We start from the raw sequence: 18,255 nt of genomic DNA on the forward strand, positions 1-18,255 counted from the left end.
TTTAATCTTTTATCTCTTTATCATCCGCAAACCCTATATACTCCACTTCTATTCCCGCTTTTTGCAGTAATTCGATTCCATCCGCGCTCCTGTAATGTTCCGAATATACCACCCGTCGGATGCCCGCCTGAATAATCAGCTTCGAGCATTCGATACAAGGAGAAGCCGTCACGTACAACGTTGCCCCGAAACTACTGTTATTCGATTTCGCCACTTTCGTGATAGCGTTCGCCTCGGCATGCAACACGTAGGGCTTTGTTTTATTGTCCTCGTCTTCACAGATATTCTCGAACCCGGAAGGAGTCCCGTTATACCCATCCGAAATAATGGCATCGCCCCTCACGATCAGGGCTCCAACCTGACGACGTATGCAATACGAATTTTCCGCCCATATCCGGGCCATTCTCAAATAACGCTCGTCTAACAATCGCTGTTTAGATTTCTCCATTTAATGCACTATTTTATTTCTTCCGACTTCCAATCTCGTCCAACATCTCGTAGAAATCGACTTTTCGTTCTGCCGGAACTTCAATCTTATCCAATATCTCCCGACTCTTTTCCAAATATTTATCTATTGCCGCGAAAGCGACTTCTTTTATCCCTAAACGATCATATATCCGTGTAACGGCTTCCACTTTCTCCTTGTGATCAAAATCCTTCTTCTCTATCCATCCCCACAACTCCTCCTTTGTCGCCGGATCAGCCAACTCCAACGCCTTGATAAGCATATAAGTTTTCTTGTTTGCCACGATATCTCCACCTATGTTTTTCCCGAATTCGGCAACATCCCCGTACACGTCAAGGTAATCATCCTGTAACTGGAAAGCTAACCCAAGATATCCCCCGAAATCATACAACGCTTTGTACTCGTGTTCCGGAGCCCCGGCAAGCAACGCCCCGTGCCGCAAACTACCGGCAAGCAAAACGGCTGTCTTCAAATAAATCATGTGGATATATTCTTCCTCGGTCACGTCATTTCTCGTTTCGAACACCATATCATACTGCTGTCCCTTGCACACGTCCAGCGCCACCTGATTGAAAAAGTCAATTGCCCGACGCAAGTATTTATCCTCGCAATGCTCTATACTCTTGTAAGCCATAATAGCAGCCGCATCACCACTTAATATCGCCACGTTACTGTTCCACTTCTTGTGAACCGTCGGACGTCCTCTTCTCAATTCGGCATCATCCATCACGTCATCGTGCAAAAGCGTGTAATTGTGAAAGATTTCTATCCCGATAGCGGATTTCAACACCTTCTCGATGTCCTCCCGGTAGAGATTATAAGCCATTAAAGTAAGCATCGGACGTAACCGTTTTCCACCGTCTTCCAGTATATACTGTATCGGCTCAAACAACGAATACGGCTCTTGCATATACTCTTTTTTCTCTAACTCTTTCGTTATAATCTCCCTTAAGTCATTTAGTGTGTACATCTCTTTCACGTTTTACAAATTTGTTCCGCTAAAGTATAAAAAAAGAGCAAACAACGCATCATTAACAAGCAGAAATATCTTTTTAACAGAAATATCCCGGCTTCCGACAAGGAAAACCGGGATACACGAAAAACGATTTCGAGAGCATCTTCTTAATGTCCGCCGCCTTCCAATTGCATTAATTGCTGGGCAACAAACATAATCATTGTCGCGTCCATTTCCATGAATAACCGACGCACGAATTTCGCCGCACGCTTTTTCACGACCTCATCCCCGTTCACAAACAAAGCCGCAAAATTATACATGATATACGCTTTATAGTCATCATTCAACTGAGCATACTCCTTCTCACACAGAGTCATAAAAGCATTCAAATCACCTTTCCCGTGGCATTCTATGAAACGAAATGCTTCCGTGTAATAATTATCCTTATTCAATCCCAAATCAATAATCTCCCTTTTCACTACATCATATTGCTGTTGTTCAAAAGGTATTTGAGCTATCAGATATTTTTGCATTTCCACTTTATACAAATTCCCGATTTGTTCCGAGATTTTATCCTTCACGGCAGGAGCAAATTTATCCCGACAAGTTATCATATAGCGGGCGATTGCATCCATAGGACTTTCGGTAAAAGAAATATACACAAACAAGTTTTCATCGGCCAGCTTTTGTTTATCATTCAACCCGCTAAAATAATCTTGCACGATTTTAAAAGCCTCTTCTTTTTTAGACATATCCGGACGACGATTCCGGTATACTTGTTCCAATTTCATTCCCGCGTAGGCAGAAATCAACTCGGCTGTACGCTCGCCGCTTTCATAACGTTGTTGCATTCGTTCGGGAGTTTTATCGGGGTCTATTTGACGGTCAATACTCGTGATAAAAGCAGTTCCATCCACCGAACCTCCCTCTTTAATCATTAATACTCTCTCAACCACATCTATGGCTACAAAAGTAGGATACGCTTTTACCTTGTACTTTTTTGCCAATTCCGGTCCCTCTCCTTTTTCAGCATCAATCTTAATACACACGAACTTATCATTCAAATAATCCCCGACCTCTTTCAACGGGAAGATATTTTTCATCATCATTTTACACGGACCACACCAAGAGGTATAAAAATCAATAAATACCAGTTTTTTCTCGTCTTTCGCGGCAGCGAGGGCTTCTTTATAAGTAATATCCCGGAAATTCGTTTGCGCCGTTGCAGAAATGACCAACAAAGAAACAAACAACAACAAAACAATCTTTTTCATTATATTCGTCTTTTTATTTACACGTTATTATCAATAAGGGAAACATGGACCAAATCCATACATAGGTCCCAGCATGGCAGTCATATCCACAGCCGCCTGACAAACATACCGCACACTTCTCAGTTTGCCTTCGCCGGAGAAAACTGTTATAGGTCCCCCGTAAGGTTGTCCTCCGCGTATATTATACAAATACACGGTATAATTATCACCTTCCTGTGTCCCGACCACTATGTTGTCAAAATTCAACGATGTATCCCCGAATAACCCCATGTTCCAATATTGATTGGAGAAATAAGAAATTGTAGCTCCTTCCGGGATGCCGGTTATCGGAATCTCCATTTCACTCTCGGCATCAAAATTATAACCGTATAATTTATTATCATGCACACAATAAATCAATGTTCCCGTCAAACCGTTGCCCGCAATAATATCCCCTTGAGCCAAATGCAAATTAGATTTTAAAGACCTAATCTCCACGATATTTCCCCCGGAAAGCAAATACAAATACCGGACTCCCGAAGTTTTATCCTGACACAGGAAATAGATCATCTCACTTCCTCCCACGTAATTAAGTCCACTCGACAGGCATTCCAAATTATCTTGATTCACTTCCGTATTGAACTCAACTTCCGATACACCGGAACAATTATAATCCACCGTCATGACACGATGTTTACTATTATTCCAGTATACATGACCTCCGAATCCCCCGTTCACTATTTGCACATGCTTACTGCTTTCACTATCCAAGGGGAAGCCCATTTTACCGCTATTTTCATCGGTAGAAGCAGAACGGATGCCTTTACTGGAAAAATAAAATATTCTCGAAAGACTTCTAACCATACAATAAGGGGACTCATCGGCCTCCATTTCCTCGAAAAGTAAATTCGAATTATCAAAAACTTTCAACATATCCACCGTACGGAAACAGGCAAATTTATTCTGTTCCGTGGTAACACATACCGTGTTGCCCGTTGCCATTACGTTCTCTTCCGTATCAATAAAAGCCTGCCCGAAACACACGGACAAATTACGAGGAGCCCCAATCAACGGTTCCCCTTGCGAGTTCGTCAAAAGATCTGAAACAAGACCGTCTTGTGTATATACGTCCAATTCCGAGTTCCCTTCCGCCGTTTCTTTCAAGATGTAAAAACCTTGAGAAAAAGTCGTGGAAACAGCTAATTTCATCTCTTCCGCAACTGAATAACCGTTCTCTTTAGCCGTCACTTCAAACACAACCGTGTAATTCCCGGCCGCCAAATTTATCTCGTACGATAAATTCTTCACGGAATCGATTTTATTCGTCCGGAATCCCTCTTGTTGATCCTCTTTATAAATATACCACGCGTAAGCTAACTGCTTTTCCGAATATTTCGTCTCGATTTTCGGTTCCCGTTCCAATTTATTTCCACTATAAGAGATAATTGAAGCATCTTTCAATGTATCAATCGCAATATCGCCAATCTCTCTGGTTGCCAAACTACTATCATCATCGTAACAGGCAACTAGCCCGAACAATGTAAACAATACGGCTAATAAAATATATTTTTTCATACTATCATCCATTAAATTATCAATTCCAAGATTTCGGTTCAAAACTTACCGGGGTACCGTCTTCTTCTTTGTAAGGTTCCTTATTTTCCGCTATCCTTTTGGCATTCTCTTCCTCTAACTTCCGAGCAAACCATCCTGCCAGATAATCGACATAAGCACTGTCACCCTCCATCAGTTCCTTGATATACTCGTCATCCCATTTCTTGTCTGTCCATTCTATCATCAAACGATGTTTTTCTGTTCCGTAAAGGCCAAATGAATAATCACAATAATATTCCTCCCATACCGAAGGTTTCGTCAATTTTGCAGAGATTGACAGCACACGGACAGTCAATCCCGCATATCCCGGTTTAAAATAACCGTTATCCTTGAATGTAAATTGTAACGTGACATCTCCATTCTCCAATGAAGGATCCTTTTTTACAACCACCGGAATTTCCGTTATCGTTTTACGAGCAGGGATGATGTAGTATTTCGCTTTCAACTCTTCATTCGTGAAGGCGACATAATGTACATCCGCTTTCGCATCATTCTGCCCGGTAAGAACCTGCTCCAACTCCAACGGTCGATCTTCATCCGACACGAAACCCATCGTTGATATTTTGAACCAAACCGTATCAACGTCCACATCTTCCCCGGCATACACGAATGAATACGAGGCGTATCTCATCTCGTCCGTAACCTTTTCCGTTTCCACGATAGTTCCGTCATAATTGTAATAAACGAAATTTAACCAGCAATCCGACGTACTATACACCGGCAAATCTTTTTCGCAAGAACTCATCCCCAAAAGTAGGATACAACCGATCATTATATTTATCAACTGTTTCATAATCATTTACTTTATTTGAGAATTAGGATTATATTCGGTTTCCGGCAAAGGAAGAATATATACTTTCTCGTCAGCCGTCCCATTACCCCAAAGCATACTTGCCGTTCCGGTTCTCTTGTAGGTATAGAACATCTGCCCCTCTCCATAAAACTCCCGGCGATACTCGTTCACGAGCTCCTTGGGAACATCGTTCAAGGAAGAAAATCCCGCTTCATTCAACACCACGTTATGAGCCAACATGTAATCCGTATACCACCCGTTTATCTCATCCAAATCGGAAGATGTTTCCATAGCAATCAAATAAACTTCGGACATACGCAACATCGGAATAATCTGATAATACAGCATTTGATTTTCAGCATCATCCGCGAAATAATACTTCGTGATCGCCGCATATAGGCTAGCCGACGCATCTTTCACGTTCCGGTTCCAGCAATTCAAATATCTATTATGCGAACCTGTATTCTGTCCCGCGTACAAATCTGTCAACATCGAATGGGAGACAACCAAATGTCCCGAACCAACCTGCACGTCTGTCTGATTTCCAAGCAAAAATTCCGTCGAGTAGGTTTTCACGTTATATTTACTGAGATACAACAGGCATTCGGACGGACAAGTCTTATACCCTTTTGCGATATCCGTTTCGCCACTCATTGTCATGACAGGTTTTCCATCCACACCTTTGGCGTCTATAATTCCTTTCGCCAACGCGTAAGCCTTTTCTTTTTTTCCCAAATAAAGGTACATTCTGGCTTGAATTGCTTTCACCGCCCAATAGTTCATTCTAGCTTGACGATAATACATATAACTGTTATTCAATTCATTCCCGCTTACAGAATTCAAGTTGGAGAAAGTATATTGAAACACCGGATCACTATCTTTCAAGAAAGATTCCGCTTTAACCAAATCGCTTTCTAGTTTTGCCACGTAAGCATCGAAACCATAGTAAGCAGGCATTTCGTCAATAGAGGTAGTTTCAGAATAGGGTAATTCAACTTGTTGGCTTGCTCCTTGCGGCATCTGCCCGAACAAGCGAAGCACATCCAACTGACAAAAAGCACGGATGGCGTAAGCCTCTCCCGTAATCACGGCACGAGCCGCCGGATCTTCGATGACATCACCATTTTTCTCAGCGTACTTAATAATCATATTAGCCTGAGCAATCACGTTAAACAACCCGGCATATATCGTTTTGATCGCGGCCTTAGAATAATCACTCGTGTAATTATGTTCCATCAAATCATTATCCTCGTAACGAGTCGAATTACGGAATTGATACCAAAGATTTGCCAATGATTCGATATTAGACATTGTCAATCTCTCCCCGTAAATATCTTGACCGGCTAAACTCATGTAACAACCCGTGAGAGCATCCTGAAATCCCTTGTACGTGGTAAACAAGTCTTTGTCTTTCTGTTCCGTGTCCGGCCGCACATCCAACCAATCATTACAGGAAACGGAAAACAAAGCCATGACTACCGTTATGATATATAATCTTTTCATAAATACAGTTTTTAATATTACATGTTAGAATAAGAACTTAATATATCCTTGAATATTACGAGCATACGGGTAACTGGTTCCGCGCTCCATTTTAATGGATGACAAATGCAGAATATCAGACATATTCACGCCAAAAGTGATAGAACCGGCACGAGTATATTTCTGAACCCAAGGAGAATCCCAACGATATTGTATCCCGACAGAAGATATCTCGAACACGTTATCATTCATCACGAAACGGGATGTCGCACGAGTTTGGGTATTACTCAGTTGCTTGAAGAACGTCACGTCACCCGCTTGAAACCACCGGGCTTTTAGCACACGGGCGTCCACATTTTGGCTAGTCAAGGTATTTTTTGTCACCTCCACCTTGTTCAACAAAGTTTCATTATACGCTTTACCTCCCCAGTAATAAGAACAGGCAACATTCACCGTCAACCCTTTCCACATAAACAGGATACTACCGTTCCCCCGGTATTTCTGCTCTTTCGCACCCAAATACACCTTATCCGACGGCTTCCAAGTATCCGTGATATTTCCGTCCTTATCAAGAAAAATCTCGTTACCCGTACTTGGGTCAATCCCCAAAGAACGAACAGCATAAATAGCGTTTTGCGGGCGTCCCTCGTAGAACAAGTTGCTCACGTCCACGTCCTCTTGTAAATACAATTCATTCTGCGCCTTAATCGCCTCCGAAAGTTTCGTGATACGATTCTTATTATATACCAATTGCCCGCTAAACATCAAAGTAACCTCCCGCTCATAATCACGAATAGCATACCCGCTCAAAGCCAACTCCCAACCATTATTCTTCACCTCCCCGACATTCGCGATATAAGAAGAGTAACCCATGGACAATGGCAAATCCATACTGGAAAGAAGATTTGCAGTCTTTTTCGTGTACACGTTCAATTCACCTTTCAAACGCCCTGCCCACAAACCAACTTCCATGCCTACATTCAACTCGTTCGTTTTTTGCCACGTTAACCTCGGATTTCCCCATCCTTGCAGAATCGCCCCGTTCCAATTCATATACTTGTTATCCGTGGAATACTTGTAAGTTGTCGATGCCCCGGTAGATGACCCCTGCTGCGAACCTGTTTCACCGTAAGACCCCTTCAACCTCAGCATGGTTATTACCGGATGACCTTGCAAGAAAGACTCGTTATGCAAATTCCATCCGATACCGGAACTCCAGAACGGGGCATACTTCTTGTCACTCCCGAACGTGGAACTACCGTCAACCCGGTAAGCCAAATCCACGTAATAACGACCGTCATAAATATAATTCACGTTCCCGGTCAACCCGAAACGGCGGGTACTTGTTTTCAATCCGTTAGGAATCCCGTCTTTCATATATTGTCGGGCATTCCCCAGAAAACTCATATCTTCACTCGAGAATCCTTCCAACTCAAAACTATACGAACGAGATTGAGTCTCCGCCAATGACCAATCAATACCCACGGACAAAAGATGTTTTTCCGCAAAAGTTCTATTATACGTCATCGTGACATTTCCGCTGTAACTATACTCTTTCCCGGTTCCGTAGCGATATAACCCTCTACGAAAAAAACCTTCATCCGTGGCATATTCCGCTTTTTTATCCCCGGTTGTGAAATAAGAATGCTCTGCCGGTAAGAAATAATCACTACTATTATCCGTGCTGGAAATACCTAATTGCCCCCTCAGCATCAATCCTTCCATAATATTCCACTCGATCGAGAAATTATTAGTCAATGATTGATATCCCGTTTTATCAAAAGAATTTAACGAGGCATCATACAACGGATTCTGCCTATCCAGATCACTATAACGAAAACCGTCAAAATAACGCACGAGATTACCGTTCTCATCATACGGCGCATCATACGGCTGTTGTTCTGCATAAGTACTGAACGAACCATACCTGCTTTCGCATCCCCGATTCATCCCGTAAGACGTGTAATTCTTGAAAATCAAATTATCAATCGTATACATCAACGTGATCGAACCGTTGAAATTACGCCGGGAAGAACCTTTCATCGCCCCGACTACATTTTTATACGCCAAAGAACCGCTCCACCGAAATTGTTCACTTCCCCCTTCCATTCGCAAATTATAATGAGATCCCACGCCCGTGTGTAAAGGCTTACTCAACCAATCCGTGTCAACCCCTGCAAGTACAGCCTTCAAACGCTTGTTATATCTTTCCGTGTATCTCACGTCATTTCCCGGTAAAGAAGACTCGTACAACCCGGACATCTTTTCCAACTGAAGCTTCTCTGCAGCATTTAACAGGTCATAAGAACTCAAATCCGGCGCCTCGATATCCATCCCAATCTCCGCGTTAATCCTCAATTTACCTGCCTCCGGTTGTTTGGTAATTACCACTATCACACCGTTCGATCCCCTTGAACCGTAAATAGCCGTGGCCGCCGCATCCTTCAATATGTTGATCGATTCAATCTCATCATCATTATAGTCCATCAATTTCTCCAGCGTGATCTCGAAACCATCCATGATAATCAAGGGAGTATTAACAGCATTAGATGCACTCTCGTTATACTCCTGCACGCTCATGGGCAATGAAGAATTACCCCGGATATTGATTTGAGGAATAGCGTTCGGGTTACTTCCGACCGCATTATTCACCATAAAATTCAACGATGCATCAATATTTTTCAATGTCTGCAACACGTTTTGTCCCTTGTACATTTTCAATTGCTCTGAAGTAATGCTTGAAACTGCCCCCGTATAACTTTCTTTCGCTTTCTTGAAGATACCGGTAACCACGACCTCATCAATCTCTGAGGTCTCATCTTCCAATGTCACGTTAATTACATCCTTGTCTGCATATACGACCTCTTTCGAAGTCATGCCGACAAACGAAAAGACCAGCACCGGTTTCTCCTGTCCGGCCGTCAACGTGATAGAATAATTTCCATCAACATCCGTGGCAACACCCAACGTCGTACCCTTGATACGCACGGTCACTCCCGGAAGCGGATTATTCTGCACGTCGACCACCTTCCCGGTAATCGTCAACTTCTTCACCTCTTCTTTTTTCGTTTCTCGTTTTATAACATAAACTCCGTCAAGCACCTCGCAAAAGAAACCCTTCCCTTTCAACACAGCATCAATAGCCTCTTTTACCGAAACATCTTTCAATGACACAGGACCGCACATCACTTTTTCCAATTGATTCTCGTTAAAAATAATCTGTACTCCCGTCGCATCCTTAATATAAATCAGAACATCACTCAGCGGTTCCGATTTCACGTTCAACGTTACTGTTTTCGATTGCGCCAAAATGGCACTCGAAACAGTAAACGTTAATAACAGAATGAAAACAACGCGTAATTTCATGCCCGAAAACATTTTTCTTAAATTAACAGGAATACCTTGCCTGTCAAACCGATTTTTTTTCATACTTTTGATTGTTTACATGTTAACATTAATGTGAAACTTGTTAGAGGTACGAGTTTAGGTCGCCAAACTTACGACTCGTACTTTTTTATCTTTTCATAACCACAATACTCCGGCCTTTTATCTCAAACTTAATATCACACCCTTCTTCAAAAAAGCGTAATAAAGTTTCAATTTTGGCATAACGATTCAATGTCCCCGTGAAATACAACTTTTTCAACGTCTCATCACTAAACGAGATATCCACGTTGTACCAACGCATGACATCATTCATGATCTCATTCAAAGGACAACGTTCGAAACGGAATTGTTTACTTTTCCAAGCAATCTCGTTATCAACCTTCACTTCCTGAACAACCGGATTCCCGCCATTTTCATAACTGATCTGGAACCCCGGTTTGATTTTTATATAATTCTCCTTGTCGTCTTTCTTGCAAAATCCCACGCTTCCCTCCACCAAAGTAGTTTTTATCTCCTTCTCCCCCATGTACCTCTTCACATTGAATTCCGTCCCGTAAACCCTTACATTTCCCAAATCTGTTTCCACCACAAACGGACGTTCCGTATCATGCGCCACCTTAAAATACGCTTCTCCCGAAAGAATCACCCGACGTTCCCGTCCCTTAAGACTCACGGGGAATTTTAATTCCGAATCCGCATTCAGCCAAATCTCACTCTTGTCACTCAATACCACATGATACTCACCCCCCTTGGGAATAATAACCGTGTTGTACGCCAACTCACCTGCCTCCCCATCCCCCGTGAAAGTGATTTTTCCCTCGTTTCGTATAATTTCCGCCACCCCTATCGCCAATCGAGCCGTGTCTGTCGTTTTATCCAAGTTTACATTCGTCCCGTCAGCCAGTACTAGAATTGCTTTGCTCTCCCCCGGGGTAATCTCTGCAACCGTTACATTTTCCTCCTCTATTGCCCGATTCTCTATCATAAATATTCCCCCGATACCCAGTAATAACACAGCCGCGGCACTCCAACCCAACCATTTCCGACGTAAAGTCAAACGCCGTTGTCGTTTCTGCTCTTTCAACATGCTATCCAATCGCAACATGACTCTCGGCATATTCGTTTCGTGTACCACATCCTCATTCCATTCGGCAACCATCCGTTCATAATACTCCCGATGCTTCCAGTCTGTCATCCATTCTTCAAAAGATGCTTTTTCCTCTTCTGACAGCTCCCCGTTCATGCTCCGCACGAGTAAACTCCAATCTATGTATTCATCCTGTTTCATATATCCGTGTTTCAATTTTCAAGTATAATATCCACACAACTCCAAAACGGGGGACAATATTTTTATCTTTTTTGTCAAAGAATCGAGAATATAAATAAATTTGTAATCAAAATCCATTTCACATGAACGAAGAAATAAATATCAATGAACTTGGAAAAAGAATCAAAAGGCGAGATGAAGAAGCCTTTCGTGTCATGTACTTGGAATATTTCTCAAAATTCCAACATTACGCCATGCGTTACCTTTACGACTGGGATGAAGCGGAAAATCTTGTACAGGAAGCCTTCTTCACGTTATGGTGCAACTTGGACAAATACAATGAAAACCGTAATATCATCGCTTACTTGCTCACGATTGTCAAAAACGCTTGTCTGAAATATATCCGTGATCTTAAAATTCACGACAATAACCAAGACAAGATGATCGAAGCCATTCTCTTTTCTAACCTCCCGGACGAAGAACCGGACGAAAATCTGCATCGCCGTTTGAATCAAATCCTCACCCAATTACCGGAAAAACAAAAAGAGGTGCTATTAAAACACGCAGTAGAACACAAGACTCTCCCTTCTATCGCCAAAGAGCTGGATATCGCCGAATCAACCGCAAAAACACATTATAAACGGGCTATCGCAATCCTGCGCAAAAACTTACAATTTATCATCTTTGGATTTTAAAAAGAAAGACTTGACAGCAAAACACCATCAAGTCTAACCGTACCCCCGGGCAGAATCGAACTGCCATTTAAAGTTTAGGAAACTTCCGTTCTATCCGTTGAACTACAGGGGCGCTCGTTTGAACTGCAAAACTAATCGAAAAAAACGTTAGTTCCAAATAATATTTTTCAATTCACAAATCCGCAGATTCAACTCTCCAATACAACTTTTCAAGTCATTTTTTTCGAAAAGCCTCAAATACATATATAAATCCGTTCAAGTATAAAAAAAGCTACCAGCCAAATTGCCGATAGCTTTGCTATGAAAAAAGATCCTCACCAAGTTCTCCATCATCGTGTAATCATTTTCCGACAAATCTCCCCTAATTCTGCCGTCCGTTGTTCAATACACCGGAATCATCTTCTATCACGTACACTCCCAGTTCATTAGCATTAAAAGCACCTTCCGGACAAATCTCTCGTCCGTTTTCATAAATCTTCCCGTCAAATTCACCCTTCCCGTTCATCCATTCCCAAATTTCGGGATACACGTCTTTTATATGTTTCATCTCTTGCGGGTAATTAAACCAATCTTTACCACACACTTGATTGTTTTTGTCTTTATATTGCATTCCCGTTTCGGTAATCACCAAACCGTAAGGCAATTTATCCTTATCCAAAGATTCTTTCAAGTGATTCACGGATAAAGCGTATATTCGAGTCCCACCGTCCACTTCAATAAACCATTCTACTCTCATAGCCCCTTCCCCGTTAATCTTGGATATATCCCAACTTCTTATCGTGGAACCGAGAAAGGTTCTATTCCGGTCAAAATTTACTTCATTGAACATGACATTGAGAAACCCCTCATACTCTTTGTCATCCTGCTCTTTCCCGTAATTGAACATTTGTTTTCGGCAAGTCTTGTCTTTCGTGATCAGGCCACTGAAGATTTGCTTACTTCCTTTATAAACGTCACATCCCAACTTTATCTCTTTTGTAGAACCTAACGCAACCGGTTGTACCCCGAAGCCAAAGATGTTTCCCGATTGCTGGTATTTCACGTGAATCACGAGATCATTATAATCATAGTCACCCACCCAAGAATCCTCGAAACAAATCACTTGAAACAATCGGAATTGATTTTCTCCTACAATATTCGGGAATTTATCATCAAAACCTCTGGACAAACTTCTTCCCCCAAGATCTTCATTCTTATCCGCGTAAGAAACTTTTGCCTGCACGCCTTTAGGAACAAGTATCGGAAACTCCGAATACCCAATGGCTACCGTATCTTCTCCCACGGTTACTATAGTTACTTTCCCGTCCTTCACCGGAACATTAAATTCTTCCGTTGTAATAAAACGAGAAACATCCTCCTTTGTAAGGTCACTTTTTAAGCCGTCGGAACAGGCTCCGAACATTACTCCGGCTACCAAAACAGATAAAACTTTTCTCATACACACCTTTTTAATTAATTACCTGAGACAAAGGTATGAATTTTATTTCTTTACCGGAGTCACTTTTAAGATATAATTGTCGAAAAGTATACTATTTTGTTACATCTTAAAACACACAACTGACACAAATAACCTTTATTCCCGTGTGTATCACTCGTTATCTCCGCTTGTCTAAAAATTAAATTATTACTAAAACAGCCTTAAAACATCGAAATTGAAAGTTTTGCAATCGATTTTATTAAAAAATTGATATGAAAAATTTTATTTCAAAAACTTATTATTAACTTCGCAACACAAATACATAACAGCGTATATTCACTTTAAAACAGATAAACATGGTTAGCGACTACAAAGAAATTCTATCAGACAGCGCCAAAGGAATGAAGCGCTCTGCTATCAGGGAGTTATTAAAGTTAACTCAAAAACCGGAAATCATTTCTTTCGCCGGGGGACTTCCCGCCAAAGAATCTTTCCCGTTAGAACAATTACAGGAGATTTCCGCGGAAGTAATCGCCACGGATGGTGCTGCCGCTTGTCAATACGGTTCAACCGAAGGTGTTCCGGAATTATTGGAAATTCTGGCTCAACGTTATCGTGACCAAGGATTAAGTTTCGTTACCAAAGAAAATATCACGATGACCACTTCTTCTCAACAAGGATTGGACTCTGTTGGTAAACTTTTCTTGAATCGCGGAGATAAATATATTTGCGAATTGCCCTCTTATCTTGGTGCTTTAGGTGCATTCAACTCTTACGGCGGCGTTGGCGTAGGAATCCCTCAAGATGAACAAGGTATGAGTGCCGTGGAATTGGAAAAAACTTTGGCTGAAATGAAGGCTAAAGGTGAAAAACCGAAATTTATTTATCTGATTCCGGACTTCCAGAATCCCGCCGGTATGACTATGCCGGAGGCCAGAAGAATGGAAATCCTGAGCATTGCCAAGAAATACGACATCTTGATTATCGAGGATAGCCCTTACCGCGAATTACGCTTCACGGGTAAACCGCAACGTATGTTGTATGATCTGGACAAGGGTGAAGGTAACGTGATCACGTTGGGAACTTTCTCTAAAATTTTCTTACCGGGATTCCGTATGGGTTGGGTTCTCGCTCACCCGATGGTAATCGACAACTTCGTGAAAGCAAAACAAAATACAGACCTTTGTACTTCCGCGTTCTTGCAAAAAATCACGGTGAAATTCTTCCAGAAGAACTACTTCGATGCCAACGTGAAGAATATCGTTGAAATGTATCGCAAGAAACTGGAGGCCATGTTAGGTGCTTTCGAAAAATACATGCCGGAAGGTGTTACATGGACTCGTCCGGAAGGTGGTTTGTTCTTGTTCTTGAACTTGCCGGAAGGATACGACGCAGAAGAATTGTTCCAGATCGCCATCGAGAAAAACGTGGCATTCGTTCTCGGAACCGTGTTCTTCGTGAACGGTAAAGGCAAAAACACCATGCGTATCAACTTCTCGTACATGAGCGAGGAAATGAACATCGAAGGTGTGAGAAGACTTGCCGAATCTATCAAAGAATTGTACGCAAGACATAAATAATTTAGAATTTAAAATTTAAAGTTTAGAGTGGAGTATATGAACAAAATTCATATATTTCACTCTAAATTTTAAAACTCAAATTTAAATGAAAATAGTTATTCAAAGAGTTACACGTGCCAGCGTCACGATCGAGCAACAATTGTTTTCTTCCATAGGAAAAGGGATGCTTATATTGGTGGGCATTCAAGCTGACGACACGGATGAAGACATCGCGTGGCTCTCTTCCAAAATAGTGAACCTTCGTATTTTCGATGACGAAAACGGAGTAATGAACAAATCCATCTTAGAAACGAGTGGTGAAATCCTTGCCGTCAGCCAATTCACACTGATGGCTCGCACGAAAAAAGGCAATCGTCCATCGTATATTGACGCCGCTCCACCGGCAATCTCGATTCCCTTGTACGAAAAATTTGTCTCCGTATTAAGCCAAGAACTTCATAAACCGGTGCAAACCGGTCAATTCGGTGCAGATATGAAAGTAGAACTCGTCAATGATGGCCCGGTGACTATTATTATTGATAGTAAAACCAAGATTTAAAAATGAAATGACTATTTTTGGGACTTTCAAATTAATTCACTTTTAAAATTATAACACTTTGGATATCGCGGAATTACAAACAGCAATAGACGCATGGATCAAGACGCATGGAGTCAGATACTTCAGCGAGTTGACAAACATGACGATTCTCGTGGAAGAAGTCGGGGAATTAGCCCGGGTGATAGCAAGGAAGTACGGGGAACAATCCTATAAAGAAGGAGAAGTAGATAATTTGGCCGAAGAACTAAGCGATGTATTGTGGGTTTTGGTGTGTTTGGCAAATCAAACAGGGGTGGATTTGAACGAGGCCATAAACAATAATTTTGCAAAAAAAACGGCAAGAGATGCTAATCGGCACAAAAAAAATCCCAAACTCTTTAAAGATTAACCACATTTATCCTACTTTTGCCTGTGAATGCGTAATCAATAAAAAATATCATGTGGACTAAGATAGCAGGGATTCTTCTTCGTAACCGGATTGCCTTTATTACAGGGATCTTGATCATAACCATCTTCATGGGATTCCAAATTCCAAAAGTGGAAATGTCGTACGAATATGCCAACTTGTTACCAGCCACAGATAGCGCCTATCTGGATTACGTTGATTTTCACGAGAAATTCGGTCAAGAAGGCAATGTTATGGTTTTTGCCGTTCAAGATTCGAACTTCTACCAGTTGGATAAGTTGAATGACTGGATTGCCATGTGTGATAGTTTAAAGGCTTTGCATGGAGTCATTGCCCTCGTGGATATCACGCATTCATATAACTTGCAAAAGGACACTCTCAACAAAAAATTCGAGATTCATCCCATTTTTCCGAATCGTATCAAAGATCAGAAAGAACTGGACAGCCTTGTCAATATTATTGAAAACTTACCCTTCTACGACGGGACGCTTTTTAACAAGGCGAAAGATATTTACGGGATGATGATTTCAGTTTCCGCCGATGTGATGAATTCTCCGGCACGGGTAGGACTGGTAAAGGATGTGTTGGAAATCACGGAAGAGTATTCAAAGAAATATAACATACAGATGCATTATTCGGGGATGCCTTACATCCGGGTAATCAATGCCGAGAATATCAAGGGGGAAATGTACATGTTCATTTTCTTGTCTTTGCTGATTACCACGTGTATCTTGTACCTGTTTTTCCGTTCTTTCCGAATTATTGGCTTCTGCTTGTTGATTGTTCTGATTTGCGTGAGTTGGACGGTCGGCGTCATGGCTATGCTGGGGATTAAAATCACTCTGTTGACCGCCATGCTCCCGCCTTTATTGATAGTGATTTGTATACCGAATCTAGTGTTCATGATTAACAAATTCCACGCGGAATACGACCGACACGGCAACAAAATTAAGGCGTTGCAACGCATGATTCAAAGAATCGGGAACGCTTCTTTCTTGAGTAACTTGACAACGGCTGCCGGATTTGCCACGTTTATCGTGACTTCCAGCCAAATTCTGGTAGAGTTCGGAATCACGGCATCTATCGGTATCGCCTTTGTTTACTTCGTGTGCCTCATCATGATTCCCTGTGGATTCAGTTTTATGCCTGACCCGGATAGCAAACAAATCAAACATCTGCATAACAAACTAGTAAATAATACAATAGATCATGTCATCCAGCTTATTCTAAATCGCCGGAATGTAGTTTACGCCATAGCTATCGTGATAGTCATTCTAGGTGGAATAGGGATATCCATGATAAAATCTACCGGCTATATGGTGGATGATTTGAAAGAAACAGATCCTATTCGTCAAGACCTTTCCTTTTTTGAAAAGAATTTTGACGGACTGATGCCGTTGGAAGTAACTGTCGATTTCAAAAAACCAAAGCAGGTTTTAAATTTACCTAATCTCGAAAAACTGGATAGACTCTCCAAAGAATTAGCCGAAGATGAAGATGTATCCAAGCCTATTTCTATCGTGGAAGTAATCAAGTTTGCCAATCAAGCCTTTTATAACGGCAAACCGACTTACTACAAGCTTCCGACCAATATGACGAAGAATTTCATCCTGAAATACGCTTCACAATCCACGGGAGAACTTGGTAACCAAGCCAATTCATTTATTGACTCCACTCTCCAGCGAACGCGGTTAAGTTTCCGGATTAAAGACATCGGCACCAAGAAAATGCAGGAAAAAGAAATTAAACTGTATGAAATCGCAGAGAAGTATTTTCCAAGTGATCGTTACACGGTGAAAGTGACAGGTTCAAGTATCATTTTCTTTAAAGGAACCCAATATCTTGTATTCAACCTTTTTACCTCACTTGCCTTGGCCATTCTTCTGATTGCCCTCTTTATGGCGTGGATGTTCAAGAGCAAACGTATGGTACTCGTGGCATTGCTCCCCAATATTATCCCGCAAATCATCACGGCTGCCATCATGGGGTATTTCGGAATCCCCATCAAAGCATCCACGATACTGGTATTCAGTATTGCCTTTGGAATCTCGGTAGACGGAACCATTCACTATCTGGCCAAATACCGTCAGGAATTGCAGGGAACGAACTGGAGTATCCGTTCCTCCGCAGTGTTGGCCTTGAAAGAAGCGGGACAAAGTATGATATACAACGCAATCATCCTGTTCTTCGGCTTCGGTATCTTCGCCCTTTCCGATTTCGGGGGAACCGTCGCACTGGGAATCCTAGTATCGATCACCTTGCTCGCCGCCATGCTTTCCAACTTGATCCTCCTCCCGTCACTCTTGCTGACGCTGGATAAACACACCACGAACAAAACATTCCAAGACCCCAAAATTGATATCTTCTCGGAAGAGGAAACGAAAGAAAAATAGAGAACGCGG

General features: G+C 41.8%; 14 protein-coding genes and 1 tRNA gene. 5 read left to right on the forward strand and 10 right to left on the reverse strand.

Annotated features, from left to right (window positions below; genetic code table 11):
- Position 1 precedes the first annotated feature (1 nt).
- The 8 genes from CS948_RS08645 to CS948_RS08680 all read right to left on the reverse strand — a co-directional run bounded on the left by CS948_RS08645 (position 2) and on the right by CS948_RS08680 (position 11,238).
- Positions 2 to 448, reverse strand: coding sequence for a dCMP deaminase family protein (locus CS948_RS08645; protein WP_099291286.1), 447 nt, complete (start codon positions 446 to 448; stop codon positions 2 to 4).
- Between the two features lie 13 nt (positions 449 to 461).
- The gene (locus CS948_RS08650; protein ID WP_099291287.1) at positions 462 to 1,436 is read right to left on the reverse strand and encodes a polyprenyl synthetase family protein; all 975 of its coding nucleotides are present in this window, start codon (positions 1,434 to 1,436) and stop codon (positions 462 to 464) included.
- A gap of 152 nt (positions 1,437 to 1,588) precedes the next feature.
- Positions 1,589 to 2,695: a thioredoxin domain-containing protein gene (locus CS948_RS08655; RefSeq protein WP_099291288.1), complete on the reverse strand. Its 1,107-nt coding sequence runs from the start codon at positions 2,693 to 2,695 to the stop codon at positions 1,589 to 1,591.
- A 30-nt stretch (positions 2,696 to 2,725) separates the two neighbouring features.
- The gene (locus tag CS948_RS08660) at positions 2,726 to 4,249 is read right to left on the reverse strand and encodes a PKD-like family lipoprotein (RefSeq protein ID WP_176554982.1); all 1,524 of its coding nucleotides are present in this window, start codon (positions 4,247 to 4,249) and stop codon (positions 2,726 to 2,728) included.
- Between the two features lie 19 nt (positions 4,250 to 4,268).
- The gene (locus tag CS948_RS08665; protein WP_176554983.1) at positions 4,269 to 5,081 is read right to left on the reverse strand and encodes a DUF4843 domain-containing protein; all 813 of its coding nucleotides are present in this window, start codon (positions 5,079 to 5,081) and stop codon (positions 4,269 to 4,271) included.
- A gap of 6 nt (positions 5,082 to 5,087) precedes the next feature.
- Entirely contained in the window at positions 5,088 to 6,584 is a 1,497-nt protein-coding gene (locus tag CS948_RS08670; protein WP_099291291.1) for a RagB/SusD family nutrient uptake outer membrane protein, read from the reverse strand.
- 24 nt (positions 6,585 to 6,608) lie between these two features.
- Positions 6,609 to 9,992 (reverse strand): SusC/RagA family TonB-linked outer membrane protein, encoded by a 3,384-nt coding sequence (locus tag CS948_RS08675; RefSeq protein WP_099291292.1) that lies wholly within the window; start codon positions 9,990 to 9,992, stop codon positions 6,609 to 6,611.
- Positions 9,993 to 10,077: 85 nt separating this feature from the next.
- On the reverse strand, positions 10,078 to 11,238 hold the full coding sequence (locus CS948_RS08680) for a FecR family protein (protein WP_099291293.1): 1,161 nt from the start codon (positions 11,236 to 11,238) through the stop codon (positions 10,078 to 10,080).
- A gap of 122 nt (positions 11,239 to 11,360) precedes the next feature.
- On the opposite strand from CS948_RS08680, the gene CS948_RS08685 reads away from it, so the two are divergent.
- The gene (locus CS948_RS08685) at positions 11,361 to 11,912 is read left to right on the forward strand and encodes an RNA polymerase sigma factor (RefSeq protein ID WP_099291294.1); all 552 of its coding nucleotides are present in this window, start codon (positions 11,361 to 11,363) and stop codon (positions 11,910 to 11,912) included.
- A 40-nt stretch (positions 11,913 to 11,952) separates the two neighbouring features.
- On the opposite strand, the gene CS948_RS08690 is transcribed toward CS948_RS08685, so the two are convergent.
- Positions 11,953 to 12,024, reverse strand: a tRNA-Arg gene (locus CS948_RS08690).
- A 249-nt stretch (positions 12,025 to 12,273) separates the two neighbouring features.
- A complete protein-coding gene (locus tag CS948_RS08695; protein ID WP_099291295.1) occupies positions 12,274 to 13,350 on the reverse strand; it encodes a hypothetical protein in 1,077 nt (358 codons plus the stop codon).
- A 335-nt stretch (positions 13,351 to 13,685) separates the two neighbouring features.
- Between CS948_RS08695 and CS948_RS08700 the strand changes: the two genes are divergently transcribed.
- From CS948_RS08700 to CS948_RS08715, 4 genes are all read left to right on the forward strand, one after another.
- Positions 13,686 to 14,909: a PLP-dependent aminotransferase family protein gene (locus CS948_RS08700; protein WP_099291296.1), complete on the forward strand. Its 1,224-nt coding sequence runs from the start codon at positions 13,686 to 13,688 to the stop codon at positions 14,907 to 14,909.
- A gap of 85 nt (positions 14,910 to 14,994) precedes the next feature.
- Positions 14,995 to 15,447, forward strand: coding sequence for a D-aminoacyl-tRNA deacylase (gene dtd, locus CS948_RS08705; RefSeq protein WP_099291297.1), 453 nt, complete (start codon positions 14,995 to 14,997; stop codon positions 15,445 to 15,447).
- A 58-nt stretch (positions 15,448 to 15,505) separates the two neighbouring features.
- A complete protein-coding gene (locus CS948_RS08710; RefSeq protein ID WP_099291298.1) occupies positions 15,506 to 15,835 on the forward strand; it encodes a nucleotide pyrophosphohydrolase in 330 nt (109 codons plus the stop codon).
- 50 nt (positions 15,836 to 15,885) lie between these two features.
- Positions 15,886 to 18,246 (forward strand): RND family transporter, encoded by a 2,361-nt coding sequence (locus CS948_RS08715; protein ID WP_099291299.1) that lies wholly within the window; start codon positions 15,886 to 15,888, stop codon positions 18,244 to 18,246.
- Positions 18,247 to 18,255 lie beyond the last annotated feature (9 nt).

This window comes from Butyricimonas sp. Marseille-P3923, assembly GCF_900184685.1.
In the GTDB taxonomy this organism is placed as follows: Bacteria; Bacteroidota; Bacteroidia; order Bacteroidales; family Marinifilaceae; genus Butyricimonas; species Butyricimonas muris.

Bases quoted from the DNA above. Each gene is read 5' to 3' on its own strand.
- CS948_RS08670 (WP_099291291.1), bottom strand. From the start codon at position 6,584: ATGAAAAGATTATATATCATAACGGTAGTCATGGCTTTGTTTTCCGTT.
- CS948_RS08685 (WP_099291294.1), top strand. From the start codon at position 11,361: ATGAACGAAGAAATAAATATCAATGAACTTGGAAAAAGAATCAAAAGG.
- CS948_RS08680 (WP_099291293.1), bottom strand. From the start codon at position 11,238: ATGAAACAGGATGAATACATAGATTGGAGTTTACTCGTGCGGAGCATG.
- CS948_RS08675 (WP_099291292.1), bottom strand. From the start codon at position 9,992: ATGAAAAAAAATCGGTTTGACAGGCAAGGTATTCCTGTTAATTTAAGA.
- CS948_RS08660 (WP_176554982.1), bottom strand. From the start codon at position 4,249: ATGAAAAAATATATTTTATTAGCCGTATTGTTTACATTGTTCGGGCTA.
- CS948_RS08645 (WP_099291286.1), bottom strand. From the start codon at position 448: ATGGAGAAATCTAAACAGCGATTGTTAGACGAGCGTTATTTGAGAATG.
- CS948_RS08650 (WP_099291287.1), bottom strand. From the start codon at position 1,436: ATGTACACACTAAATGACTTAAGGGAGATTATAACGAAAGAGTTAGAG.
- dtd (WP_099291297.1), top strand. From the start codon at position 14,995: ATGAAAATAGTTATTCAAAGAGTTACACGTGCCAGCGTCACGATCGAG.
- CS948_RS08665 (WP_176554983.1), bottom strand. From the start codon at position 5,081: ATGAAACAGTTGATAAATATAATGATCGGTTGTATCCTACTTTTGGGG.
- CS948_RS08700 (WP_099291296.1), top strand. From the start codon at position 13,686: ATGGTTAGCGACTACAAAGAAATTCTATCAGACAGCGCCAAAGGAATG.
- CS948_RS08715 (WP_099291299.1), top strand. From the start codon at position 15,886: ATGTGGACTAAGATAGCAGGGATTCTTCTTCGTAACCGGATTGCCTTT.
- CS948_RS08695 (WP_099291295.1), bottom strand. From the start codon at position 13,350: ATGAGAAAAGTTTTATCTGTTTTGGTAGCCGGAGTAATGTTCGGAGCC.
- CS948_RS08655 (WP_099291288.1), bottom strand. From the start codon at position 2,695: ATGAAAAAGATTGTTTTGTTGTTGTTTGTTTCTTTGTTGGTCATTTCT.